This window comes from Bremerella cremea (assembly GCF_003335505.1).
GTDB classification, from domain to species: domain Bacteria; phylum Planctomycetota; class Planctomycetia; order Pirellulales; family Pirellulaceae; genus Bremerella; species Bremerella cremea_A.
Map to the genome: position 1 here is coordinate 334,167 of NZ_QPEX01000046.1, position 22,855 is coordinate 357,021.

Genomic DNA, 22,855 nt, shown 5'->3' on the forward strand with positions numbered 1-22,855 from the left:
CCGTGGCAGTCTGTTGGTTTTCTGCTTGGAAATAGAGTTCTTGAAATAGGCCGCGAGAGGGCAGGGCTTACCTCGCAGGCAGATCCCTCTGATACGGCGCGGAAATCATAACGCGGCCGGCGGCTCCTGCTCCATAATTTCGCCAACTCGGCAAATTCAACCGGCTGCGAGCCAAGAAATAACACAAGGTGGTTGTCGCGAGGCTTCACCTTCACGACAACCACCTTGCAGGACACGTCATAGTGTCTTCTGAGTCCGATCGGCCCCGCCTATTCATCCAAGCAAGGTCCGATCGGAAACAAACGGTTTACTCTTTGGTTTGGCTCAAATCGTAGACCAATTGCGGTGGGGGCACTTTCGCTGCAATTTGGCGGAAGGCAGACAACATCTGTTCTTCCAACTCGGCAATCGTAGCACCGCCAGGAACGGCGATGTGAATTCCACCACAGGCATTCGCAATCGCCGTCATCACCTCGCGGTCGGCACTCGCCCCCACGCTCATGGTGTGAATAGTCACGCCTCGTTTATGCGCTTCCACGGCTTCCCAAATCGCGTACTGCTTCGAGCGATCGTAGGTAATGTAGTCGGCTTGGCCGTCACCGTTGTAATCGGTCAACTCGTTCCAGTTCCAATCGTGCGGCAAAGACCAGCCGCTTTGATAACGGTTCGCGTTACCGTCGGTCATCAGCACGATGGTTGGCCGCGCGCCGTGACGCGAGTGGTTTTTCAGCAGCTCGTCCGCTTCGTTCACTCCAAAGCCCATTGCCGTGTAGGAACCGTAGTGGCCAGACTGCTTATGGCGCTGAATCGTGTTGAGCGTCGTGTAATCGTCTGAAATCCAATCGCCGTTCAAGCTGGCGTAAATTCCGTCATCGCTCAACGTGTGCTCCACACGCGAGTTCTCGTCGTAAGACACAATCCCCACTTCATCGCCGAAATCAAGGTCTTCCAAAAATCCGAGGAACAACGTTAACCCTTCTTTCACCGCGTGAAACGGATAATGAGGTGCCTTCCACAAGTCTTCGGTTTCGTAATGATGATATCGGTTGCTCAGGATATAGTCGCAGAAGTTCAGCTTGCCATACTTCTGCCGATTGCCTGAATTCGAAGGGATATTGTTGCGGCAGTAATTGATGAACTCGTCCCAACTGCCACGCTTGTACGGATAGGGAATGTCATCGAGACCAAACGCTCGCTTCACGGCATGGTTGGTATCTTCAAACTTTTCGCCATTGCCAGAGGCGTTGCCAGCTTTGACGTACACAGTTTCAATTTTTCGATTGTTATTGCGTCCCGTGCCGCGAAAGGTTCGCGTCGTTCCCGAAGTGTTAAATGTCTGCGAGCGTCCGTTATCAAAATACAGCTTCACCCGCGAAATATTCTTGCTCGATTCGACGTAAACCTCTCGGTCTTTGAAGGTAACCACATTTTGCGGCGCGCCTCCGTTGCGAGGTGGATTGCCCACGATCCGCAGGTATTCTTGCCCGAATGTCAGATCACCCAAGTTGGGATTCATCGCGTTGATGATGTTGGTCATGTTCGCTTCAATCGGGCCTTGCCCCAAGCGATTGATCGCGTTGTAACGGCTGTCGTCGTTCATCGAGCCAGAGAAGTCAAGCACCACCACCATGTCTCGGGCTTCGACAAAGGCAATCGCTTCCGCCCGTAGGTCGATGGTCGGCTTGCCAACCGCCCATCCAAATGCCAGCGGTAACTTACTATCGCGCGCCTGCACGTCAGGCTGATCGCGGCGAGCGACCACCTTCACCACGTTGTAAGGTTCGGCATTCCAAGTAATGTCCCATTCTCCGGTCCCTTCGTTGTAGGTCCGTTTGCCGAAGACAATGTCTTTGGCCGGATTCACATACACGCCGTTGCGATCGGCCACATCAACCGCCATTTCCTTGGCTTGCTCCACAGCAATCGAGTTCGGGTCGGCCCCATCGTCTGCAGCGGCATGCACCGATGACGTAATCTCTTGCGAGGCCGCCAAAGCAGCAGAATCCACGGCGTTCTGCAGACGTGTCTGTTCCAATGCAATCAGGCCGGTGTCGAGGCCCAACGATAGAAACGCGAACAATACGATCATGATGATCGCTGCCAGAACGATGAACACGCCACGGCGAGTTTGCCGACGCCCTGCGATATTGGTTGACGTGCCGACCATGATACTGCTCACTCTCTCCCGGGGAAATTTGTGGCAATCCCGGGCTTACCGAATTACGAAAAAAATAAGGACGTTGGACGAGAAAAGGACTGGTTTACTGGATGATGGTCGACTTGGTGTTGCGGAACGTTACCGTGGTGGACAATGCGTAGTCCAAGTCTTTAGGAACCGGCATCGCTGCCACCTCGGAAAATGGAACCGAGATGCGAACCTGAAATAAGTCGAGATCGTTGTTAGGATCGTCCAAGTCAAAAGATTCCCCTGGCTTTCCGGCAGGCTCTATCGAAATTTCCAGCTTGTCAGGATCGTATCCCGCTGCGATCAGGCTGTTACGCATGTCGGAGATGATCTTGCTATTGGAACTGATTCCGTTAGCCACCCAATCGGAGCGGTCCATCGCGCCTAAGCGACCACCATCGCGGGCCACCTGGGCAAACTGCCCGTAGGTATCAAACAAGCGGCTTGCTTCCAGCATTCCTAGAATCAGGATCAGAAACACCGGGGCGATCACGGCAAATTCAACCGTTGCCGTACCGCAGCGTTTCTCGTGAGAGCGTCCTCGTCGTAAGAAATACATGGCATTACGTTTGGGTTATAAGTGCTTTTATAAAAACGCGGTAACGCGTGAGTTGCCTATTCGTGTCGGGTAAAGGTTTCGCCACTGAGCAGGACATCGCTAAGCCACGGTTGTGGAATCAACGAGGTGTCCCCATAACGGATCGAAGCTCGCACCATAAATAGCTGTCTTGGCTCGGCGTTCTCGAGTTCGATGTCCGGCATATTCTCAAAGTCTTCCAACGAAGAGGGTGGATCGCCCCCGGTGTCGAATTGACTTGCGTCTTTAACCTGAAAGCTAACCAAGCCGGTATCGACTGCGCCTCCCATCCGATCGCGAGCATATTGCACCACTTCGGCGGTAGATGCACCGGTAGCCGAGCCCCAACGAGCCGCCGTGCGACAGGCATTCTTAATGACGTTGTTGATCATGATGGCATGGCCAAACTCGATGATCGCGAACACGAACATAAAGAAAACCGGCATCACGATCGCAGTTTCGACAATCGTTGCGCCGGTTCTCATGCCCCATCTATTGTTGGATTGGGGTGAAGATACCGAGCGCGATTTACGACGCTGTCGCCACATGGCGATACCTCTTCTAAGTTGCGGAAATGTCCCCGCAGATAAGCCAATGAGATTAGGTTATGTTGCCTTAGCTCCGCTTCACCGAGTCGTGGCTTAATCGCAACGCATCAGTGGAAACGGATCTACTGCTATCGAAAGCCTAGGTTACAAACGCGCAATGGGCGGGAGATTTTTTCCACTTTTGAGAGAAGTGGGGCGCGGGAAAGAAAGTTTCAAGTTGGCTTCGCGCAATAAATCGGGGCCCCAAGAGAACCCCGATGCTCACGGTGACGTGAGCATCGGAAATCGTGAAAAACAAGGCGGCGAAGACGCTGGCCCCCGTTTTTAGGTGAGTTTTACGGGACAAAACTCCCGCAGAGGTGGTCGCCGCTTACGGACCTTCTTGCTGGGCTACCGTATCAACCAACACCATGATCTTACCGGTATCTTCGTTGTAGCCGTAAATTTCGTACCAACGTAGTTGAGCGAATTCGATCCGGTTTTCCCGCATCATTTTCATGAACTCTTCATAAGTTGGGTAACGATCGTTCAACGCTCGGTAATTTTTAATCGCCGATTGCAAGCCGAGCGTGCTGGCCTGGGCCGCTAAGGTAAAGTAGCTCGAAGCGGCTCGGCTTAAGGGATCGACTCCTTCAATATCGCCGTTCTTCCCTTCGATTCCTTCCTTCTTGAGCCACTCTTTGGCGTCAACCACCTTATCGGTCGTTTGGTGGATGACACCTTTCTTGGGCTTCGGTTCTGGGGCTGGCTCTACGACCGGGGGCTGACTCGCGGTTTCTTCGGCCATCGGTTGTCCTGGTTCACTTGGCGGTGCGGTGGCGGTTTCGCCAGACGAGCCCCCCTTAGGCGAAGCCGCATCAGCCGGGGCAGGGGAGCTGTCGGCCGTTTCCGGCGTGCTCAACGGCTGGATCGGCTCGGCACAGCCCATCACCAAAACGGACAAAGCAATACAAATAGCAAGACGCAACATGGGACAATCGCCTTGTGCGAGATGAGAGGTAAGAGCTTAAGACCTTCTTATCTTCATGCCTTTTCGTCCGGCTTGCAAGCGCACTGGGTTTCCGCCCGGCAGGAGAGAGCACCCAGCCGATAATTGCCGTCGTCTTGGCCTGGCTGACAACGTGCGTGTGCTGATCTTGGCATGTGCAGTATAAACGAAAACCTATTGACTGCCTTAACTTACGAAGAATGTATCGTTTTCTATCCTGTCGCGCTATAATAAAAAGACGTTTCCCTCCTTCCTGAAATTGCCTCTCCGGCGCCTTGGCATGGCTTCTGATAACTACGCATCTCACCAATCCCCTGCCGATCAAGCGACCGATGGCGAGATCTTGGCGGCTATGTTGGCGGGGGATGCGGATCAATACGGCACCATTGTCCGACGTTATCGCCGGGCTTTGCACAATTTGGCGTTCAGCTACCTGGGAGATGCCCAGTTAGCCGAAGACGCCGTGCAGGAAGCCTTCTTAAATAGCTTCCGCTGGCTGCACACGTACGACTCACGGTATAGTTTCCGCACGTGGCTCTGGCGAATCTTGCTGAACGTTTGCCATCGTCTCCGCGAGAAAGCCCAACGCCAGCCGGTTACCAGCACCACGCTTACCGCTGGGTCGACCCCCATGTCGCCGCAACTGCTCGACAGCGAAGTTCCCTGCGAGGCCCTTTCGCGTTTGATTCATAGCGAGCGTCGCGAGAGCGTTTTAAAACTACTGGACCAGCTCAGTCCGATTCAGGCCGAAGCGATCCGGCTTCGCTTTTTTGGCGAAATGAAATTTCAGGAAATCGCCGACGCGCAGGGAATTGGCCTGCCGGCAGCGAAGGCCCGCGTTCGCAATGGCTTGCTACAGATGGCTAAACTGATTCAGAACACTTGCCAAGAATTGGCCGAGGAACACACCTGATGATTCAGTCTCATCATCTTCCAACTTGTGACGACGTGTTCGACGTGCTGACTCGGGGCCCTTTCCCGACCGGGCAACACGACACCGATTTCCCGGTACAACGGCACTTAACGGTCTGTCATAGCTGTCGCGAGTTGGCGGAAGCATTGCGACCAGTGACGGCGGTGCTAGCCGAAGGGCAACAAGAGGTTTCTACGGAAGAAACTTCTCTGCCGGTCTTTTTGGCTGAAGCTCAAGCCCCTTGCAACTGCTGCGTGACTGACCAAGCTGAACAGAAAAGCACCGATCCCATCCGAGTACTGCGTGGCCCACTGATCGCGTTTGCCCTCTGCGTTATGGTCATGCTGGCTTTCACCAGTAACTGGCTAGGCGGTCAACACAAGCCGAACCCAACCCCAGTTTCCCCCAGTGGAACGTTAGTCGCGGATGTGCCAGCACCGAATTCCGGCTTGCTAGAAGCAGGTTTCTCGCTGGCGAACTGCTCGTTGCTGGCGGTCGACAATGTAAAAAAACCAGCAGCCAGCGTCGCCGAAAGCACTCCAGTCCAAACCGACGAGCACCTCAGCCAAAAGTTCTCGGCCGAGCAGTGCTGCAGCCAATGTCACCACGCAGGCCAAGCATCTCAGCCTGCGGCAAGCAATACGGTGACCTTAAAAGGAACCCAGATCATTGCGTTGGCCAGCCGCTGCCACTTATGCCACGGTCAATAATCGAACCGGCATCGTTATAGAAAACCAAAGCGGCTAAGCAAGCCGCCGAGGGTGAATCGCCAAACGAAGCTGCCGTTACGGAGCCGGGCGATAGGCAGGAGCAGGAACCGTCTTCATGCGACGAGCCAAGTAGCCCCACGAGGCTCCTCCGAGAACGCCGATCACCGAACCGGCCAATAGGCCGCCCGATTGCCAAACCAGGTTGCTGCCCAACAAAATCGAAACCGCCGACCCAGCGGCGAGCCCTACACCAGCACCGATGTAAAAACCGAGTTGGATGGCTTCTTTACGGGCGTTAGACGAATTAGAAATCGAAGTTGAAGAAATATCGTTCACGAAGAAGGGTTCGCCTAATCAACAAAGTCTGTTCCAAGAGAGCTGTGTAAATCGTCCTCGAAATCTAGCAGGTAGGCTAGTGGGGATCAAACCAGAAACAGGTTTTCAGACCCCATTTCTTGATAAGAAATAAGAAACAGGGAGATCTTTCTAGGAAACACGGCACGCTGAAACAACCTATTTTACCGGTTAAATAACTTACGCAGGCTGCACGCACTGCTGGCAACAATAACCGCCACCGTTGTCTTTCTTACAAAGTTGGTCCGTACGTCACAGCTAGACCGGTGCTATCGTCACGTCTCGATTGAGCACCCAAGCCAGGCCCCAACTTGATGCCGTAGCAACCTTACCCGCTGCTCGGCTTATTGATGAGATAAGTGAATGGGGTGAGCCATCCCATTGGCAACGACGGCATCGTCTTCGTTCACGCCAGCGGCGACTTCCCCTTTGTCGTTCAGGAAGTATTGTCGCAGGGAAGTAGGGATATCCTCGACGGCTAAGTACTCGACATGCCCGTCGTCGAACAAGATGTTGGCCCGCCCATCGGCGTGACCTTGCGGAACAATCTTGCCATCTTCCCACAAGACAACATCTGACGAGACCGGCAGGTTGCTTAGTCCTCGCATGGCCGGTGCTAGCAAGTTGCCGTTGACCATGCCTCCCATGTTGTAGTTGTAAACGCTGCTCAAGCTTTGTTGCAGCTTCTCAACCTCTTCCGGTGGCGCGTTTTCCAGCTGCGCAATGGTGGGGATTGGCTGCGTGTTGAGGTCGTTTTTGTTGACAGCACATTGAAGCGTATCGGCATGCTGAATGAGCCCGGCGTCCATCAACTTCGGCGCGTAGCTACCGGCCAACGAAAGTGGACCTTCTACGGAAATTCCGGGGTAACGGTGGTCTGGGCTATTGGTGGCAAACTGTTGCAGCGCCAAGCTGACTTGGTGCAGATTGTTTTCGCATTGCATGCGGGTGGCCAACAAACGGGAACTGGCCAGCGCAGGGAAGAAAATAGCGACGGCCGCCACACAAGCCCCGACCGCTACCAGCATATCCATAAAGGTAAAAGCCGTTCGCCCGCCACCGATCGACTCGAACGCATCGCGTTGTTTGGGCTGGGGGGCATTACTGTCTTTTGGGGACGCGGTATCAAGAACCTCGGCAAATAAATGCGGATTATCCAAGACGGCACACGTTCGCGAAGCAAGCCCTACCGGAGGAGCAGCCTCGTCGAGACCATCGGCCAGTAAATCGAGGTGGCAACGTAGTTGATCTAATTCATCTGCGGCACGAGGGTCGTTCGCGATATGCTGTTCGACCAAGTCTCGCTCGTTTTCGTCTAAGGCTCCCATAAGGAAGCCTACCCAATGCTCACGCGTCATCGTCATCAGTGGTATAAACTTGATTCCAGGCTTCGGTAAGTTTCTGCACGGCGGTGTGCAATCGGCTTTTGACCGTTCCGACCGGAATCCCCAAGATGTCTGCCGCTTCGCGGTACTTCAGACCTTGGTAATAAACCAACACAATGGCGGTTTTCAACGATTCCGGGAGTTCTTGAACTGCGTCGCGCATCACGCGTTGCCGTTCCATGTCGTCCATCTGCGACATCGGCCCTGCTTCGCTACTCACCAGCAAATCGACCAGGGAACCCGTTTCCTGATTCTCGCCCGATGTGCCGGCTCGATCCAAACTGACCATCTTGTGGCGTTTGGTCTTGCGCTGTGCATCGATCGCCTGATTCGTGGCAATCGTGTACAGCCAGGGTCGGAAACGACGTCCTTCTTCAAAAGTATCGCACTTCAGATGCACTTGTAAAAATGCGGCCTGAAACACATCTTCCGCCATTTCTGGATCGCCCAGGTAACGACGCAAGTAGTTGTACAACTCGCGTTCGTAACGCTGAACCAACCTGGCGAAGTACTCTCGGTTACCGGAATCTCGATACGCCAGCAGCAAGTCCTCATCGGACTTGGGTTGAACGAGCGAAGGATCCGAGTAACTCGACGTCATTTCAAGTGTGGCAGTTGTCATTTTCTACGAAGTATCCCAGCAATGGTTCGAAATCCGTTTCCTGTTGGGAGCGATCTTTTTCAAATTCCTGCGTTACCAGGCTTGAACCAAGACCTTTCGACCATCGCCGCGATCCGTATTCTAGCACGCTTGTTCTCTGAGACAGAGACGAACGTGGGAGATGGTCGAGAATTGACAGCCCCAAGACAGGCTCCTAAACTCGTTCTACCCATTATGCAACGCCCGTGCCGAAAGCAAGAAAATGAATGAAACCAAATACAAATGGGCCGTTGCAGGCGACGTTAACGCCTTCTTTGGCTTGATGTTAGATAACATCGCCGATCTTCTGCTAACCATTGGCTTGCTAGCAGCGGTCTTTAACTTTCCTACATCGTTTGCCATCGGACACATGGTCCCCGGGACGGCGTTGGGGGTACTGGTCGGCGACCTGATTTTCTTTTGGATGGCGCTGCGTCTGGCGAAAAGAACTGGACGTAACGATATAACTGCTATGCCTTTAGGTCTCGACACCCCGAGTACCTTTGGCATGGTGTTTTTCGTTTTAGGGCCATCGTTTGCCCTGGGAGTCGAACAATTACAAGGCTCTGGCTTGAGCCCGGAAGAGATTACAAGAGAAGCTGCTATCCGTACGTGGCACATTGGAATTTGGTCCATTGTCATGTCCGGTTTTTTCAAAACTGCTTGCGCCTTCGGTTCTAGCTGGATTCGTAAAATCATCCCGCGTGCTGGCTTGCTAGGTTCGCTAGCGGCGATCGCCTTGGTGCTGATTAGCTTCCTCCCCTTTGTCGAAGCGCTTCATTTTCCGATCGTTGGCATGACGGCCCTGTCGGTTATTCTGGTCACGCTGGTCGCGAGAATTGGCTTGCCGGCGAAAATCCCCGGGGCACTCGCTGCGTTGCTGGTCTCGGGCACCATTTACTATGCGATGTCAGGCCTGGGCGTCTTAGGGGGCACGCCAGAAGGAATGAACTTCAATCCGACCGAAGCCTTGCTGCCGACCGATTGGCTGGCCGTCTTCCGCTTCGAGTGGATGAACTGGAAGACCTTCCAAGAGGCTGCGGTTTACTTGCCGATTGTGATCCCGTTTGCTTTGGCCACGGTCATTGGCGGGATCGACTGCGTTGAAAGTGCGGCAGCGGCCGGCGACGACTACAACACCAATCGCATCATCGGGGCCGAAGCACTCGCCACCCTCGTGGCTGGCTTCTGCGGCGGTGTGATCCAAACAACGCCCTACATCGGCCATCCCGCTTACAAAGCGATGGGAGGTCGGGCTGCTTACACACTGGCGACCGCCTTGTTCGTCGGCGGGGCTGGCGTGCTAGGTTACTTTGGCTTTTTGTACTGGGCCATCCCCAAGCCAACCGTCTTCCCGATCCTTGTCTTCATCGGGCTAGAGATCACCGCACAGAGCTTTAAAGCAACGCCCAAGCGACATTACCCGGCGGTTTCCATTGCCTGCATCCCGGCACTCGCGGCGTTGGTGTTGATCTACACCGGCGACCTGCAAGGGCAATACACCGGGCTATTCTTTCAAATGAAGCAGCAAGCCACCGTTCAAGTGGAAAACGAACTCACCCAGTATCGCCAGGAACTTACCGCCTTGGCCGAAGCCGGGCACATCGACGAAGAAGCCCTAGCGAAGTTGACTCCACGGCTCGATAAGCTAACCGCAGGCTCTCAGGCCTTAGAAGCCAGCGTCGACCAACTGGGGCAGTACGCCCAGGGAAACATGGAAACGCCGCCTGACGAGCAAGGGCATTCGCACCCCAACGGCACAGCGATCAAATTGCAAACCCTGCAAATGCTGGCCGGCGGTTTCATTGTCACCAGCATGCTATGGGCAGCGATCCTGGCCTTCATCATCGATCGCCGTTTGTACCTGGCCGCGACCTTTAGCTTGGCGTGTGCAGCATGCAGCTTGTTTGGGGTAATTCACTCACCGTATCCCAGTGGTAAGCTGGTATTAGGTTGGAACGAACTGACCGACCTGCCCGCCGCCGCAGCAGGGCAGGGGCCCATCTACATGATGTGGGCTTACGTCAGCATGGCCGTCGTCCTGTTGGTTTGCGGTGCCTGGCAAGCCTCGAACCCCGATATTGTTTCCGAAGACCTTGCCGACAACGAATAGGCAAAACTTCGGGAAGAGAGTCGAGCCCCTACAATCGAATTTTTCCTAGGCATCCTCCTGTCCCATCTACCTTAAAAGGTACCTCCCGATGATCGAGCGAATTCTCGAACCCGAAGTCATGGACACGCCTCAGGAAGCGATGGACTACGACGACATGGACCACGCAGCGGTCAACGAGCTCTTTGTCGACGACCTGATCGCGTTTTTAGGGGTCGAACCGAATCGCGAAGCCGAGATGATCGATATTCTCGATCTCGGAACCGGCACGGCCCGAATTCCGATTATCCTGGCCGATCGCATCCCGCAGTGCCGGATCATGGGGGCGGACGCCTCGATCGCAATGCTGGATGTCGCCCGGATCAACATCGACATCGCCGGTCTGTTAGACCGCATCCAACTGATGAAAGTCGACGCCAAGCAAATCCACCACGAAGACGGCTTCTTCACTGGGGTTATGTCGAACAGCATTGTCCACCATATTCCCGAACCGTTGGCCGTCTTGCAGGAGAGCGTCCGCGTGGTCGAAGCTGGCGGGTGGCTCTTCTTCCGCGATCTGCTGCGACCTGATTCGCTCGATCAACTGAACCAATTGGTCGCAACCTATTGCGGTCAAGAGATCGAATCATCGCGTAAAATGTTCGCCGATTCGTTGCACGCTTCTCTCTCTTTAGAAGAGATTCAAAACCTGGTTGTTTCGCTGGGATTTCCCGCAGAATCAGTACAGCAAACATCCGACCGCCATTGGACATGGGCGGCCCGGAAGGCGACATAATCGATACAGGCAGCAGCTTTGTCGGACGTGGCGAAAAACTTGCGTTTCTTAGGTGCCGCAACACTCGCCGGATCATTAGCCACAACTACTATGCACGTAGTAGTGCGCGGATTCGTCGATCATAGAACATGGGTTTCAGCGGGAAAGCCTGGGATGATCGTGCGACGACTCCTGGAAAAGATGAACTCGTAAACATGGCTATCGATTGCCAGACACCTAACGCAAAATTTATTGCGGAACAAGTTATTACAACTCAAGCAGCCAACTGGCGAGTCGAACACGTCACCGACCTCAGCCCGGAAGATCCTTTATGGACCCAATGGGAAGAACTCGCCGGTTCGCGACTCTTTCTGGCGCCACGTTGGTTGATGCCCTGGTGGCGTGCCTATCGCGCACCAGGCTCGCAACTGCTGCTGCTTACGGTGCGTAACGCTCAAGACGAACTTATTGGCCTGGCTCCTTGGTTTCTGCAACGTACCTGGCTAAGCGGTAACAAGTTGCAATCGCTCGGCTGCGGCCTGGCTTGCACCGATTACATGTCGATCTTAACTCAGCCTCACAAGGAAGAAGCGGTCCTTTCCGCTCTGGCCGAGTACCTGAAGCAGCGCATGCCTCAAATCGATCACATCTATCTGGAAGGCATCGAAGCAGACAACCTTACCATGGGGCGTTTCGCCCAGATCATGGCCACCCAGTACGGCTATCAGTCTCGCGACGTCGAATGCCTCGATTGCTTTCGACTGCCTCTGCCCGCCGATTGGGAAACCTGGGTCATGCAGCTTTCCCGCTCGCGTCGTCGCCGCGTTCGCCAGTTGTGGCGTGATCAATTTGATACCGGCAAAGCGGTCATCAAAGTGGCCCACGACGAAAACACTTTGGCGGAAGGCTTCGAAATTCTGGTCGACCTGCATCAACGCCGCCAGAACGCGATCGGCCATCCTGGTTCGTTTGCCTCGAAGGCGTTCTATGAATTCCTGTGGGAGGCCGCGCAGCGACACTTGGCTTCCGGTCAACTGCGTCTGCAATGGGTTGAACTGGAAGGCAAACCGGTCGCCGCGCAGCTCGATCTGCAAGAGGGTGATACGCTGCTCGACTATTGCTCTGGCATTGCAATCGATTGCGAATACGCCCGACCAGGCTGGCTCGGTGTAACGGCCGGCATTCGTCACGCAATCGAAAGCGGCCGCACCACGTTTGACTTCCTGCGGGGGGACGAAAGCTATAAAAGCCATTGGCGAGCCGAGCCGGTCAAGATGATCCACCTTGATCTGGTTCCCCCGACGTTCAAAGGACGCATGCTGGCCCGGCTACGCGCCACGCTCGGGCACGCCAAGGCACTTGCCAAGCGTCTGCTACGACCGACCGCAAAACCGGAACAATCGGCCACCAACGGCGAAGACGATTCATAACCAGGCTCAACCGAATCGCCATCGCCAACCGATGAAACAGAACAGCAAGCCAGCTAGCAGCGACTTCCTGTTCTCCCTGTCGGTAATGGAACAGCCATGAAACAAAAGGCCTGGGCGATTCATTTCATCTATGCCGGCATCATCCTCCTACTTGCCGGAGGCCAGATGTACGCGGTGGAATCGTACCAATTGACCCCTTCGGCGACCAAGTTCCTGGCCCATAACGTCGGCCCTGGTCCCGAGACCACGCGGGGTGCGTTGAACCACTTGGTTGTCAACAGCGGAGCCCAAGTTCGCGAAACCATCACTCTACCCAATTGGATTGCCTGGGCGTCACTCAGCGCTGGCGCTATCCTAGCCGTTCACGGCGGCCTGCTGGTCGCCCATAAGAAGTAACGGACTTGGAATTTTTCTTTGGCGATGCCTTCTTAAACCTGAGACGACTCTTCGGCAAACGAAGACTCGCTGGGCGTGGTGCTGCCCAACCTCTTCGGAGCAGCAGCGTTTTAAAAGCCTCTGCCCATCGCATAACTGTTCGCTACGAGCACTCCTCCCACCCGCTTTCAGGTGTCTTGCTTAGGCGCGAGGTGAGCGATGACCTCTTCCCCACAAGCTTGAAATGCCTGGTCTAAAACGGCTACTCAAGGGAACCTCGCCTACTCACCCCTCACTAGCGTGTGACATCATTTCCGCGACCTATAGTATGAAAATCACGTATTCATTGAGATGAGATAGTTGTTGAAACGAATTTATCGGATTCAGTGGCGGACTGGGCCCCTTTAGCTTGCGTTTAAGTGGTTGCGGACCGCACATGAGGGGAGTAAGACTGCTATAATGCGGTGATAGGCGGACCTTCCCTGCGGCATCTACTAAAGAGAGACCATTGTGTCGGGAATGGAAAAAGGTTTAGCGGTGTCTCCGGGCATCGCCATTGGGGTGGCATATTGCATCCTAGAGATCTTCGTAAACCCAGACCGGAAACGGTTAGAAGAGCACGAAGTGAACAAGGAACTTGCGCGCTACGAACAAGCTCGCGAACGGACCGCAGTCGATTTAGCGGCGCTGCAAGCCAAGGTGGAAGAGCAAATCGGCAAGAGCGAAGCGGCCATCTTCGCCGTTCACCAGACGATTCTGCGCGACCCGGCGTTTACCAACAAAGTGCGTCACTGGATCGTGGAAGAACACCTCACTGCTGCAGGGGCCCTGCATCGTCTGCTGGAAGAATACACGACCATTTTCTCGAAGACAGGCGACGAGTACCTGCAGGAACGGCTCAACGATATTCGCGACGTGGTCGTTCGTTTAAGTGCCTACCTTTCCGATGTCCTGAACGAGGCTGAAGAGTCTGGTCTGAACGGGCCGCTCATTGTAATTGCGGACGAATTGTTGCCCTCACAAGCGGTTGCCCTGGGGGAAGCAGACGTGCATGGCATTGTGACGCAAGCCGGTAGCCAAACCAGCCACGCAGCGTTGATCGCGCGTAGCCGCGGTATCCCAGCAGTGAGCGGTGTCAGTGGGCTGCTTCGCAAAGTGAAGACCGGCGATACCGTCGTTGTGAACGGAAGCGAGGGGATCGTTTCGATCAACCCAGAATCGGAGGAACTAGCCGCCTATCGCAAGCTGGAACGCGAGTTCTTCCATCTGAAAGACCAACTAGCCGCCAATCGCGATCACCCTGCCGTCACCCGCGATGGCACCGCGCTGAAACTATTGGCCAATATCAACAACGTGAAAGATGTTGAGTCCGCCGTGGCAATGGGCGCCGCTGGCGTGGGATTGTACCGCACCGAGTATCTGTATCTGACGCACGAAAATGTCCCGGACGAAGACGAACAGTTTGCCGTTTACCGCGAGATTTTACAGAAGTCGCCCCAGCATCACATCACGATTCGCACGCTCGATATTGGGGGGGACAAGACGGTCGCTTACTTGGGGCATAATCACAACGAAGCGAACCCATTTATGGGCTGGCGGAGCATCCGCCTATCGTTCGAACACCCCGAGTTCTTCATGTCGCAGCTCCGCGCCATCATGCGCTGCGCGGCAGAGCTGAAGCCTGGGGAAGCGGGAGAAGTGAACATGCTTTTCCCCATGATCACCAACGTCGAAGAAATGCGCAAAGCTCGCCATTTGGTTCGCAAAGCCGAGAAGTCGCTCGACGAACGCGGTGTACCACGCGGCCAGATCAAAGTGGGCATGATGCTGGAAGTCCCCGCTGCGGCAGTTGCCATTCACCACCTCTTAGAACTGGTCGACTTCGTTTCGATCGGTTCAAACGACTTAGTGCAATACTTAACGGCAGCCGATCGCGATAATCCCAAAGTCAGCGGGCTCTGCCAGCCGTTGTCGCCGGCGGTGGTCATCACACTCAAGTATGTGATCGAGGCGTGCAATCAAGCCAACATTCCGGTCACGCTGTGCGGCGAGATGGCCGGCCAGCCGCGAGCGTTTCTCCTTCTTTTGGGAATGGGGCTCCGCAGCTTTAGCATGAGCCCGGCTTTCATCCCTACCATTAAAGAACTAGCCAATCTAGCCACCGTCGAGCACGCCCAAAGGGTGGTCGAGAAGGTCATGGAGATGAAAACGACCAATCAGGTGAAGCGGTATCTCCGCATGGAATTGGAAGCAATCTCACCCGATATCGCCCGTCTCGATACCGAATAAGGGGCAAAGCCAACTCGTCGCACTAATTTTACTGAATAGGGGGCTTGGGGTGCATGGATAAATTGAGGAAAATCTGACTGTCAACGCAGCTTGACGCGACGAGAGAGCTATACTTTCGCGTCCTTTGATTCTGATGATTGATAGAGAAAGGTTTACCCCCTATGACTCCTTCTTCCCGCATGAATGTGTTGTGCAGCTTGGCTATGGTAAGCATGGTTTGGTTTGGTTTCCAAGCAACCAACCTCAACGGAATGTCGCGTGTTCAGTACCGTACGCAAGTTCGCTCGATGCCGTTGCTCGAACGCCCGAACCGACCTGGTCACTTCTACGGCAATAATGTCCGTCGTGTCCACCACTGGCGTCACGGCCGCTAAGCCAACAACCATTTCCCCCCTAATGAATAACAAGATGGCCGCAACCGAACAGGTACCGGCCATCTTGGCGTTTCTTGCTTGGATAACGGGGCAGCTCACATCCAAAGCTACTTTGGCTGCGGTTGAATTCGGTCGACCACGACCACGCGGATATCGCATACGTTGGTATGGGTCGGACCGGTTTGAATTAAGCGGGCCAGGGGCTGGAAGAAGTGATAGGCGTCGTTTCTGGTCAGGTAAGCGGCCGGATCGAGGCTGCTCGTTTGCATCGTTCGCAGCGCCGGCCCATCCATCCAAGCCCCGGCTGCGTCGGTCGGGCCGTCTTCGCCATCGGTGCCGCCACTCAAGATGGCGATTCCATCCAGACCCTTTTGTGCGAGGGCATCCACGGTGGCGGCCAAAACTAACTGTTGGTTTCTTCCCCCTAGTCCTCGCTCAGACTCAGCGGCCAGCTTTACGACCGGTTCTCCCCCGGTGATCAGGCAATCGGGGCCTGCTTCGTTTTGCATCTTATAGGCCATCTTCAGCAGGTGCCGTCCGATCTCTTCGGCTTGCCCTTCCATGCTGGTCGCACAGTGCATCACGTGCGAGTAACCACGTTTTTCCGCTTCGATCCCTGCCGCATCAACCGCGACCGCATTGTTGCCAATCACATAGTTTGCCACGCTGCAAGACGTATGGGCAACGTCCTGCGAGTAACGCTTCGCTTTGGCGGTTAGTCCCTTCATAATCGCCGCAAACTTTGGCTCGCGATCGGCCCCAAGTTCTTCAAGCACGGCCAACGCATCGTCAGCCGTCGTAGAATTGGGCACCGTCGGGCCGGAAGCAATCACGTCGAGCGGGTCGCCAAGTACGTCCGAGATAATCAAGCTGACCAGATTGCCCGCTTGGCAGTGCCTTGCCAGGCCGTGCCCTTTAAAGCGGCTTAGCTGTTTGCGAACGGTATTGAGCTGTTCGATGTTGGCACCGGCACCGCTCAGGAACTTGGTGATCTCTTGTTTTTCGCCCAGGCTCACACCATCAATCGGGGCTGGCAACAAAGCCGAGCCCCCGCCAGAAATCAAACAGATGCACAGATCATCCGCCGTCATCGCTTCCGCCATCTGCAAAATCTGCCGCGTGATTTCCACCCCTTCGAGCGTGGGCGAGTTCTGTCCGGCAGGACGCCCTGCTTTTAGCTTGATATGCGAAAGCTCTTGCACGCAATCTCCAGGCACGCTGAGTAAACCGCACACCTTCTTTTCGTCGAGCAGTTTCTCTCCGAGCGCCTTTTGCAAACCGATTGCCATCCCGGCGCCTGCTTTGCCGCCGCCAACGACAAAAATTCGCTCAATCGCAGGTAAATGAAACTCGGACTCCCCGACGTACAGCGTTTCGCCCACCACTTCTACCGCGTCGTAAACTAACTGGTCACTTCGAACCGCGTCGACACCAGCTTGCCAGATGGCTTGGATATCCTCGGCAAGTTGCTCAGGCAGGCGTTTCATGGCGTAACCTCGGTTGGGGCCGCAAGGCGGACCAGAAAACAAATTGATCTAGGAAATCCGCACGATATCGGTCCACTGCTGCTTTTGCTGAACCGTAATTTGTCCCAACGGGTTGTCGTCGTCGGCACAACAGACCAAGCCAATGAGGTAGCCGGTTCCCTGGTAATCGGCTCGGCCAGATAACGCCAACCAGGGCGTCCCTTCACCATGCTGCCCCGGTAGGTTGGCCTGCGAAAAGAAACGTTGCGAGAATCCCTTCGTACTCATTTGGCCCGGCCAACGATAGACATCTGGGCGATGAGCCCGGACGACCGACATCATGTGGGGTAAGAAGTGGTCCATCAGGCCGCGCAAGGTTTCTTCACTGATCAAGTCGTGCCCCCTGCCAGCCTGGGCGACAACGATCGCTACGATTCGAACCGGCACGTTATAAACGCGAACGTCGGGTCCTAGAAGCGACTTTGGCCCCGAGGGGATCAGCGGATCGATGGCGATTTCCACCGGGTCGACTTCCGGAGGGAGATCCTTCTTGGGCAGCACATAAAAGTAGAAGATCAGGCCCACAACAAGCAGCCCAATAATCAACCCCAGCAGCATCGGCGGCGGCACGCCCCAATCAGCCAACAGCAACACAGGCAAGCACTCAGTCCTCAGAAGAAATCAAGATGCGGCGAAGATGGCCTCTCGATCGTAGCGAATCGACCTGCCTGATCGCAACTCCCCGGCTGGGAACTTCACGACGTTTACGGTTGAAGCGTTTGAAAACGATTGTCATCCGCCCCGGTTTCGAAGCCAGGGGCGATCTCTGGCCCACGTGCCTGTTCGTAAATCTGGACCGTTACATCATCCAGAAACACTTCCCCTTGGTCAGCCAGTTCAAAAGTCAGCAGCATGGTATCGTTCTCGCCGGTCGCTCGAATCAGCGTAAACTCGGTCCACTCGCTCGCCTCCTTGAGATGCAGCCCTAGCTCGCGTCCGCCTAGCGAATCGTGGATTAGTACGCCGCCCGATTCGTCCGAGAGTTTCTTGGGAATGCGAATCCAGCCACGAATTAAAACTAGCCGATCATGCTCTAAACGCACCGGAGCGCTGCGAATCGCGATCGGCGCTTGCTCGGGGCGGGCATACAAACCTTGAGCGTCCGGTTTCACGCGCATCGCCACCGCATAATTGCCACCGTGCGGCTCTTGCGGCGTGAACTCGACTTCCGAATTAAAGCCTGGCTGCGGCGTCCGTTCTTGCACCCAACCACTGCTTAGCAGGAACGACGGGTCTTCCATCGCTCCGCCTGGCAAGATGTTGCCACCAGGACGCAGGTACTGCAAGTTGCCTTGCAAACGCGAAGCAAAAGGTATCAGGTCGTACGACACCAACGTCGGATTGGTAAGCGGATAGCGATACTGCGCAGCTAACTGTTGCCACTGAATTTTCTGCACGCGGGCCACCTTGTTCTCGGCTTGCACGGCAAGGCGATAAGCTTCTTGCAAGTTCTCAGCTTCGTACATCCGCTCGGCCTCGCGAACCTCTGCCCAGGCCTGATTGATTCCGCGGGTGATCGCAGGGGATTGGGTCGGCGACTCGAGCGCACGTCGCACACTTTCGGCCAGGTTAAATTCATGCTGAGCAATATCGATCCGCAATTTCACCAGCGCCGCGCGATGCTCTTCGCTACGACGGTAAAGGTCGCGAATCACACGTTGGTCTTGGGTTAGCACGACGAGCGAAACGTGTTCCATCTGGTCGAGATGAATCTGCATGTCCCCCAGTCCGCGGCTTTGCTCTACCCAGTGAATGCCAGAGTCGCCAATCAAACGCGCCTCGGATGCCATAGGCACCCCTCGCACGCGGACGGTTACTTTTTTTCGTTCAGGGATCGGATCGATCACCAAGTGATCTTGCGGCGCGGTCCGAACGGCGATCAACAAAATCGCCGTATCGGTCGCCATCAACGAAACATGAACATTCGGATCGCTACACTCGGCCCCATCCATCCTGCGGCCAGCGGCCACCCATGGTTCGATCATATCGAGCCGACGATTGATGAGTTCTAACGCCAAACCTCGCGCGGCATTGGTGGGATGTTCGGCATTGAGTGGCTCGTTGCTTTCAAACAACACGCCGCGTACCCCACTGGCGACCGCCAGAAAGGTGGCTTTCTCTAATTGAACCGGCTGAAAACTAATTGGTACTTGCGACTGCTGTGCTAAGAGTGATACCTGACGCTGCGTGTTGGGGCTGAACTGGGTGGGAATCACCCCCCAACGAATCGCATTCGGCGAAGCAAACAAGCCCCACGATTCCATCCACTTGGCATAATCCTCTAACGGCTGCGAGGTTCCCAAGGTCGTGCGGCGCGTGGCGATCACGTCGCTGTGTTGGCTAAAATCGCGGATTCGGTTTTGCGTGATCGCTAAAATCGGGCGAGGCTTGGCTCCATCGAGCAAACGCAAATCGGAAGCCCGGATCGCGAAGTCAGAGAACGCATCTTCGCCACCGGTCACCGGCAATTCCCAGGCCAGGACAGCCGATTGATCTGCCGGCGATTGATCTTCAGGAGGGGAACTGACGCTCCACATGTTGTAACGCAACAACTCTTTCTGTAGCTGCGAAGAAGGTGCCTGGCTGGTCCGTATCGCCGTAAAGCCAAGCCGCCGCAGCAAGCCGAGAGGCTCGCCGTTGTAGTCGATGATGCGTGGCACTTCCGGATGATCGTTGACCTCGATCACCTGGCCGTTGGTCGTCGAATCAGAACGTTGGGGGGCAAGTTGCACGTTGACACCGGTGGTGCCTGGCATCCCTCGCAAACCTCCTGGGGTTTCAGGACGCTGGGTTATCGTGGCTGTCTGCTCCACGTTCAGCATTCCTTCTCCCTCCAACTGGTCGATCTGCACATTGACCGGGCCAGGTTTGGTATAAAGGTTCAGCACGACGTAATCGACATACGCTTCGCGCTGGTCGAACTGCGCACCATGCTCGCTGCGGAGGGCTGCCACTTGTTGGCGAACTTGTTCGTCAATGTTGCGAATCCCTAGCGCGTTCCAGCGGTTTGGCTCGCGATTGCGGTCGCCAAATACCAGCGTGACACGAGGATAGCCCGTTTGCGGATCGATCGCACGGGGAAAAACCACCCGAGCAGCGACCTGAATCCCTTGCCGATCAGTTTTGACCCAGACCGAGTATTTCAGGTCGGTCACCACACGCGCCGGGGGAACTGGATGTCCGAAGTAGGCATGCGTACCGGTGCCACAGTTCAGGCTGATCAGTTCGCTGCTGGCCCCGAAGTGTGAATCACCCACCTTGCGCTGATGAGCAACCAAGTTGGCGTTCGCATCGTTAGGCATTCGCACCCAAGTCGTCTGAGCCGATTCAAAGTCGTCGATGACGTCTGCCAGCGCGCAGCAAGGCAAGATGATGCCCAAAAGCAACATCGCCATCAGAGGCACGAGAATCTTGTTTGTCGCGTGACCGATTCGCACGCTGGATGTTTCCTTATAACAACACGTTGTTTCCTCGGTCGTAAGTCGTGCTTGTACTGGGATTTAGATTCCATTTCCAGATCAATCGTGGGGCAAAAATACAACATGTCGCCTTGCCACCACTTTTTCGTGAAATCCGTAAGTTGTTTCACGAAAAACACTTAGAGAATAATCGCAACATGCCAGCACGATCGTGGCACGGCGGGTGCAAATAATCGTGTCAGAAGCGAACAACACAATTGCGGAGAAACATCATGAGCCACGCCAACCAACCTATCGACGAACAAGCCGCCGCCCAAGAAGAACTGCCGAAGGATCTGGTCGAGCTGGCAATTATGATCGCTAAGCTGCCGAGCGAGCATCGCGACGTGCTGGAGCCAGCGGTCAATAAAGTGATCGAAAACAGCCGTCGTCGTCGCCGTATCTACACCCTGGTTCAAGAAGCGTTGAGCCAATTGCGGTTAGATATGAAGTACCTGATGTTCGACCTGGAAGCGACCCGCCGCGAACGTGACCACTACAAAGCTGAGTCTGGCGGACACGACGAAGAGTAATCTTCGCCCTGCCTACAAGAGCGGCGTGGCCGTTAAGAAAAAACATTCTGGCACATTCAATAAGCGAGACAACGCAGCCCTGGCGGGAAGCTATGCGTTGCCTCGCTTTTTTTGATACATCGCAAGCGGTAAGCAGGCTTTACTTCGTACGCAAGCTCGTTACGCTCGTGATGTTTAGCCGGAACAGTCTCAAGCACCGGTCCTCCTTCCACGGTTTCGGAAGGTCCTTTCGTGATTCTTCGTCAGAGATTTGTTTCTTTCCCACTGGTAGCTCGGTACACTAGATAAATGTCTGTTGGGACAACTAATGCCGTTCCCAGTCTCGCCCAGACCAAACATTCCCCCCGCACAAGTTTGAGGAGTTCCTCTGATGAAATCGGTTCTTGCCGTATTTGCTTCGCTGGCCTTGGTCGCCGCGTTTTCTGTTTCCGCCCTCGCCGCTGACGAAGTTTTGAAGGGTGAAGTCAAATCGTTGGAAGGTAAGGAAGTTGACCTGTCGCAGTACAAGGGCAAGGTCGTTATGGTCGTGAATGTCGCCAGCAAGTGCGGCAAGACGCCTCAGTACGAGCCCCTTCAAGCGTTGTACGAACAGTACGGCAAAGAAGGTTTCGTCGTGCTTGGCTTCCCTTGCAACCAGTTCCGCGGCCAGGAACCTGGGACCGCCAAAGAGATTCGTACTTTCTGCACGGAAGAGTACGGGGTGACTTTCCCGATGTTCGAGAAGATCGAAGTCAACGGTGACGACACAGCCCCGCTGTACGCCAAGCTGAAAAGCTACGAAAAAGATCCTGGCGACGTGAAGTGGAACTTCGAGAAGTTCTTGATCGGTCGTGATGGCGAGGTGGTCGCCCGCTTCCGCACCCCCGTCGAACCAGACGACTCGAAGGTGGTTAAGGCCATCGAAGCCGAGCTGAAGAAGAAAGACGACTAAGGCCAAAACGACGCAGGCCGAGTGAATCGCCCTGTCTGCGTTCCCTAGCTAGGATCAAAAGCCGCCAACACAAAGTGTTGGCGGCTTTTTGTTTATCCGACCCACCAGCGGCACTTTTCTGGTAATAATAGAAAGGTGTCGTCGCTTCCCAGCGCTTCCCCGTTTTTCGCAGGAAGGTCCCCTCGTTTTGTCGGAATCGATTCTTCAAAAGCAGCTCAAGAAAGAGCAACCGTTCGAGTCGCTCGAACTGGAAACGTTCCTGAATCTGCTGCGTACTCATAACATGATCGCCGCCGCTCCCGGCCGGTTGATGAAACGGCATGGCCTTTCTAGTGCGCAGTACAATATTTTGAAGATCCTCGATTCGCACCACGGGCAAGGGCTCCCTTGCTTAGAGATCGTCCAGCAGATGGTAACCCGGGTTCCTGATATCACCCGTTTGGTCGATCGCCTCGCCGAAGCCCAACTGGTGGAACGCAACCGCAGCGAAAGCGATCGCCGCGTGGTCATGATCAGCATCACCCCCAAGGGGCACCAGTTGGTGGAAACGATCCGCGAACCATTGCTCGAAATCCATCAACAAAACCTGGCCCACATGACCCAAGACGAACTTTCGCAGTTGAACCAATTGCTGGTCAAAGCTCGTGCCCGGGCTGAGGCCACGCCGCTGTGCGATGGCCCGGAATAACGCTCGATCAGCCCCTTTGTTTCTCGTTGCAGTCTGGCCTATGATGGCGCTCGACTCGCTGCTGACACCCTGAACCACTCATCAAGA

General features: G+C 55.1%; 21 protein-coding genes. 11 read left to right on the forward strand and 10 right to left on the reverse strand.

The window, feature by feature from the left end; all coding sequences use genetic code 11:
- Positions 1–307 precede the first annotated feature (307 nt).
- The 4 genes from DTL42_RS25115 to DTL42_RS25130 form a co-directional block, all read right to left on the reverse strand.
- On the reverse strand, positions 308–2,167 hold the full coding sequence (locus DTL42_RS25115; RefSeq protein ID WP_114373521.1) for a pilus assembly protein TadG-related protein: 1,860 nt from the start codon (positions 2,165–2,167) through the stop codon (positions 308–310).
- Positions 2,168–2,261: 94 nt separating this feature from the next.
- Positions 2,262–2,744 carry a TadE/TadG family type IV pilus assembly protein gene (locus tag DTL42_RS25120; protein ID WP_114373523.1) on the reverse strand — a complete coding sequence of 161 codons (483 nt, stop codon included), beginning with the start codon at positions 2,742–2,744 and terminating at the stop codon, positions 2,262–2,264.
- 56 nt (positions 2,745–2,800) lie between these two features.
- A complete protein-coding gene (locus tag DTL42_RS25125) occupies positions 2,801–3,247 on the reverse strand; it encodes a TadE/TadG family type IV pilus assembly protein (protein ID WP_158545545.1) in 447 nt (148 codons plus the stop codon).
- A gap of 433 nt (positions 3,248–3,680) precedes the next feature.
- Complete coding sequence (locus DTL42_RS25130) at positions 3,681–4,280, reverse strand: hypothetical protein (RefSeq protein ID WP_114373527.1); 600 nt, start codon at positions 4,278–4,280, stop codon at positions 3,681–3,683.
- Positions 4,281–4,578: 298 nt separating this feature from the next.
- Here DTL42_RS25130 and DTL42_RS25135 point away from each other — a divergent pair, with 298 nt between their 5' ends.
- Together DTL42_RS25135 and DTL42_RS25140 are read left to right on the forward strand one after the other, a co-directional pair.
- On the forward strand, positions 4,579–5,211 hold the full coding sequence (locus tag DTL42_RS25135; protein ID WP_114373529.1) for an RNA polymerase sigma factor: 633 nt from the start codon (positions 4,579–4,581) through the stop codon (positions 5,209–5,211).
- The gene (locus DTL42_RS25140) at positions 5,211–5,921 is read left to right on the forward strand and encodes a hypothetical protein (RefSeq protein WP_114373531.1); all 711 of its coding nucleotides are present in this window, start codon (positions 5,211–5,213) and stop codon (positions 5,919–5,921) included. The genes DTL42_RS25135 and DTL42_RS25140 overlap by 1 nt, the downstream gene beginning before the upstream one ends.
- A gap of 75 nt (positions 5,922–5,996) precedes the next feature.
- On the opposite strand, the gene DTL42_RS25145 is transcribed toward DTL42_RS25140, so the two are convergent.
- The 3 genes from DTL42_RS25145 to DTL42_RS25155 form a co-directional block, all read right to left on the reverse strand.
- Complete coding sequence (locus DTL42_RS25145; RefSeq protein WP_114373533.1) at positions 5,997–6,257, reverse strand: hypothetical protein; 261 nt, start codon at positions 6,255–6,257, stop codon at positions 5,997–5,999.
- 362 nt (positions 6,258–6,619) lie between these two features.
- On the reverse strand, positions 6,620–7,639 hold the full coding sequence (locus DTL42_RS25150; protein ID WP_114373535.1) for a hypothetical protein: 1,020 nt from the start codon (positions 7,637–7,639) through the stop codon (positions 6,620–6,622).
- Positions 7,623–8,282: an RNA polymerase sigma factor gene (locus DTL42_RS25155; protein ID WP_234824356.1), complete on the reverse strand. Its 660-nt coding sequence runs from the start codon at positions 8,280–8,282 to the stop codon at positions 7,623–7,625. Before DTL42_RS25155 ends, DTL42_RS25150 begins: the two co-directional genes overlap by 17 nt.
- 241 nt (positions 8,283–8,523) lie before the next feature.
- Here DTL42_RS25155 and DTL42_RS25165 point away from each other — a divergent pair, with 241 nt between their 5' ends.
- The 6 genes from DTL42_RS25165 (at position 8,524) to DTL42_RS25190 (ending at position 15,632) form a co-directional block, all read left to right on the forward strand.
- Positions 8,524–10,413: a permease gene (locus DTL42_RS25165; protein WP_199590216.1), complete on the forward strand. Its 1,890-nt coding sequence runs from the start codon at positions 8,524–8,526 to the stop codon at positions 10,411–10,413.
- Positions 10,414–10,501: 88 nt separating this feature from the next.
- Positions 10,502–11,185 carry a class I SAM-dependent methyltransferase gene (locus tag DTL42_RS25170; protein ID WP_114373540.1) on the forward strand — a complete coding sequence of 228 codons (684 nt, stop codon included), beginning with the start codon at positions 10,502–10,504 and terminating at the stop codon, positions 11,183–11,185.
- A 194-nt stretch (positions 11,186–11,379) separates the two neighbouring features.
- Positions 11,380–12,594 carry a GNAT family N-acetyltransferase gene (locus tag DTL42_RS25175; RefSeq protein WP_158545546.1) on the forward strand — a complete coding sequence of 405 codons (1,215 nt, stop codon included), beginning with the start codon at positions 11,380–11,382 and terminating at the stop codon, positions 12,592–12,594.
- Between the two features lie 96 nt (positions 12,595–12,690).
- On the forward strand, positions 12,691–12,990 hold the full coding sequence (locus DTL42_RS25180; protein ID WP_114373544.1) for a hypothetical protein: 300 nt from the start codon (positions 12,691–12,693) through the stop codon (positions 12,988–12,990).
- A 498-nt stretch (positions 12,991–13,488) separates the two neighbouring features.
- Positions 13,489–15,258 (forward strand): phosphoenolpyruvate--protein phosphotransferase, encoded by a 1,770-nt coding sequence (ptsP, locus tag DTL42_RS25185; RefSeq protein ID WP_114373546.1) that lies wholly within the window; start codon positions 13,489–13,491, stop codon positions 15,256–15,258.
- A 161-nt stretch (positions 15,259–15,419) separates the two neighbouring features.
- Positions 15,420–15,632 (forward strand): hypothetical protein, encoded by a 213-nt coding sequence (locus DTL42_RS25190; RefSeq protein WP_147274435.1) that lies wholly within the window; start codon positions 15,420–15,422, stop codon positions 15,630–15,632.
- 107 nt (positions 15,633–15,739) lie between these two features.
- Here the strand turns inward: DTL42_RS25190 and DTL42_RS25195 are convergent, their stop codons facing one another.
- The 3 genes from DTL42_RS25195 to DTL42_RS25205 form a co-directional block, all read right to left on the reverse strand.
- A complete protein-coding gene (locus DTL42_RS25195) occupies positions 15,740–17,119 on the reverse strand; it encodes a glycerate kinase type-2 family protein (RefSeq protein WP_234824357.1) in 1,380 nt (459 codons plus the stop codon).
- Positions 17,120–17,167: 48 nt separating this feature from the next.
- Positions 17,168–17,758 (reverse strand): hypothetical protein, encoded by a 591-nt coding sequence (locus tag DTL42_RS25200; RefSeq protein ID WP_147274436.1) that lies wholly within the window; start codon positions 17,756–17,758, stop codon positions 17,168–17,170.
- Between the two features lie 104 nt (positions 17,759–17,862).
- Positions 17,863–20,595 (reverse strand): hypothetical protein, encoded by a 2,733-nt coding sequence (locus tag DTL42_RS25205; RefSeq protein WP_114373552.1) that lies wholly within the window; start codon positions 20,593–20,595, stop codon positions 17,863–17,865.
- Between the two features lie 254 nt (positions 20,596–20,849).
- Here DTL42_RS25205 and DTL42_RS25210 point away from each other — a divergent pair, with 254 nt between their 5' ends.
- From DTL42_RS25210 to DTL42_RS25220, 3 genes are all read left to right on the forward strand, one after another.
- On the forward strand, positions 20,850–21,149 hold the full coding sequence (locus tag DTL42_RS25210) for a transcriptional regulator (RefSeq protein WP_114373554.1): 300 nt from the start codon (positions 20,850–20,852) through the stop codon (positions 21,147–21,149).
- 370 nt (positions 21,150–21,519) lie between these two features.
- The gene (locus DTL42_RS25215; protein ID WP_114373556.1) at positions 21,520–22,080 is read left to right on the forward strand and encodes a glutathione peroxidase; all 561 of its coding nucleotides are present in this window, start codon (positions 21,520–21,522) and stop codon (positions 22,078–22,080) included.
- A 187-nt stretch (positions 22,081–22,267) separates the two neighbouring features.
- Positions 22,268–22,768, forward strand: coding sequence for a MarR family winged helix-turn-helix transcriptional regulator (locus tag DTL42_RS25220; RefSeq protein WP_114373558.1), 501 nt, complete (start codon positions 22,268–22,270; stop codon positions 22,766–22,768).
- The last annotated feature ends 87 nt before the right edge of the window (positions 22,769–22,855 follow it).

Excerpts from the sequence above, each read along its gene's own strand:
- DTL42_RS25135 (WP_114373529.1), top strand. The coding sequence starts at position 4,579 with ATGGCTTCTGATAACTACGCATCTCACCAATCCCCTGCCGATCAAGCG.
- DTL42_RS25140 (WP_114373531.1), top strand. The coding sequence starts at position 5,211 with ATGATTCAGTCTCATCATCTTCCAACTTGTGACGACGTGTTCGACGTG.
- ptsP (WP_114373546.1), top strand. The coding sequence starts at position 13,489 with ATGGAAAAAGGTTTAGCGGTGTCTCCGGGCATCGCCATTGGGGTGGCA.
- DTL42_RS25150 (WP_114373535.1), bottom strand. The coding sequence starts at position 7,639 with ATGACGATGACGCGTGAGCATTGGGTAGGCTTCCTTATGGGAGCCTTA.
- DTL42_RS25210 (WP_114373554.1), top strand. The coding sequence starts at position 20,850 with ATGAGCCACGCCAACCAACCTATCGACGAACAAGCCGCCGCCCAAGAA.
- DTL42_RS25120 (WP_114373523.1), bottom strand. The coding sequence starts at position 2,744 with ATGTATTTCTTACGACGAGGACGCTCTCACGAGAAACGCTGCGGTACG.
- DTL42_RS25190 (WP_147274435.1), top strand. The coding sequence starts at position 15,420 with ATGACTCCTTCTTCCCGCATGAATGTGTTGTGCAGCTTGGCTATGGTA.
- DTL42_RS25115 (WP_114373521.1), bottom strand. The coding sequence starts at position 2,167 with ATGGTCGGCACGTCAACCAATATCGCAGGGCGTCGGCAAACTCGCCGT.
- DTL42_RS25125 (WP_158545545.1), bottom strand. The coding sequence starts at position 3,247 with ATGAGAACCGGCGCAACGATTGTCGAAACTGCGATCGTGATGCCGGTT.
- DTL42_RS25155 (WP_234824356.1), bottom strand. The coding sequence starts at position 8,282 with ATGACAACTGCCACACTTGAAATGACGTCGAGTTACTCGGATCCTTCG.
- DTL42_RS25195 (WP_234824357.1), bottom strand. The coding sequence starts at position 17,119 with ATGAAACGCCTGCCTGAGCAACTTGCCGAGGATATCCAAGCCATCTGG.
- DTL42_RS25170 (WP_114373540.1), top strand. The coding sequence starts at position 10,502 with ATGATCGAGCGAATTCTCGAACCCGAAGTCATGGACACGCCTCAGGAA.
- DTL42_RS25165 (WP_199590216.1), top strand. The coding sequence starts at position 8,524 with ATGAATGAAACCAAATACAAATGGGCCGTTGCAGGCGACGTTAACGCC.
- DTL42_RS25175 (WP_158545546.1), top strand. The coding sequence starts at position 11,380 with ATGGCTATCGATTGCCAGACACCTAACGCAAAATTTATTGCGGAACAA.
- DTL42_RS25180 (WP_114373544.1), top strand. The coding sequence starts at position 12,691 with ATGAAACAAAAGGCCTGGGCGATTCATTTCATCTATGCCGGCATCATC.
- DTL42_RS25130 (WP_114373527.1), bottom strand. The coding sequence starts at position 4,280 with ATGTTGCGTCTTGCTATTTGTATTGCTTTGTCCGTTTTGGTGATGGGC.
- DTL42_RS25215 (WP_114373556.1), top strand. The coding sequence starts at position 21,520 with ATGAAATCGGTTCTTGCCGTATTTGCTTCGCTGGCCTTGGTCGCCGCG.